Annotated in this window: 2 protein-coding genes; both read right to left on the bottom strand. The window is 44.4% G+C overall.

What is annotated here, in order from left to right:
• Positions 1-398, bottom strand: a 398-nt coding sequence (locus ACQKCG_RS13970) for a cytochrome c-type biogenesis protein (RefSeq protein WP_427585502.1), incomplete at its 3' end; no start/stop codon positions are given.
• Positions 395-1045 carry a DsbE family thiol:disulfide interchange protein gene (locus ACQKCG_RS13965; RefSeq protein WP_101205927.1) on the bottom strand — a complete coding sequence of 217 codons (651 nt, stop codon included), beginning with the start codon at positions 1043-1045 and terminating at the stop codon, positions 395-397. The genes ACQKCG_RS13970 and ACQKCG_RS13965, both read right to left, overlap by 4 nt.
• Positions 1046-1058: the final 13 nt, after the last annotated feature.

Genomic DNA, 1058 nt, shown 5'->3' with positions numbered 1-1058 from the left:
CTTTGCCAAAACCACCCTATCAATAATACGATCAGTAGCAATGGCGGAAAAAACCATAAAATCCATGTCGATGGACGTACAGGCGGCTTGTAGCTGATAAAATCGCCGTAGCGCTCTTGCATATAAGCGCGAATCTCACCATCACTACGACCGTCTTTTACCATATCGTAGGTTTTTTGCTTTAAATCTTGAGCGATCGGTGCATCAGAGCCGGCCAAGTTTTGGTTTTGGCATTTCGGGCAACGTAGCTCTTCGATCAATCCTCGGTATTGTGCTTCTTGTTGGACAGAATCAAAATCATAGACGTCAATCGCCGCATAGCTGGTCACACTTAGGAGACAGGCAAGTATTAAGCTCGCTACTTTTATCGTAACGGCCTTTATTGAAAGGGCTATCATTTGCACACCTCTTCAACCTGAATCGCATCTGGACTGACGTTATTATCATTGGCATCATTGAGTACCGTTAAGCAAGGCTCAATACGATCTTGCCAGTTACTCTCGTTAATCTCACCAACAATGTGCTGGCGAATAACGCCTTCACCATCGACAGTGAAAGTCTCAGGCGCACCCGTCAACCCTAAGTCCAAGGCAAACTGGCCGGACAAATCCTGAATAGACATCGAAAAGGGATCACCGCCTCGGTTCAGATAACCGAAAGCATCACCAATATCGTCTTTATAATTCACACCAACCAAATTGACACCACGCTCTTCTAGTTGCATCAAAAAAGGATGCTCAATGATACAAGTAGGACACCAAGAGCCCCAGATATTCATTAAAAAGGGCTCATCAGGTAAGTTATCATTGGTCATGATACGACTGGTATCTGACAATAGCGGCAGCTCAAAAGGTGGTACTGGACGCTCAAGTGCCGTATTGGTAACGATATCAGTCGGCTGCCCCAAACGAAAATAAAGCATAACCATAACAGCAGCAAAGATGATCAGCGGGATCAAAAACCATATTCTAATTTGGCTTTTTTTCATTGTTCGATTGCCTTTTGTTTCAGGGGGTTGCTCGGGAAAATGATTAGACTTAGTCATTTTGCTTCTCCCC

It is taken from the genome of Psychrobacter sp. NPDC078929 (genome assembly GCF_050267985.1).
GTDB lineage: Bacteria > Pseudomonadota > Gammaproteobacteria > Pseudomonadales > Moraxellaceae > Psychrobacter.
This window is presented reverse-complemented; position numbering and strand designations above follow the sequence as displayed.

Excerpts from the sequence above, each read along its gene's own strand:
- ACQKCG_RS13965 (WP_101205927.1), bottom strand. The coding sequence starts at position 1,045 with ATGACTAAGTCTAATCATTTTCCCGAGCAACCCCCTGAAACAAAAGGC.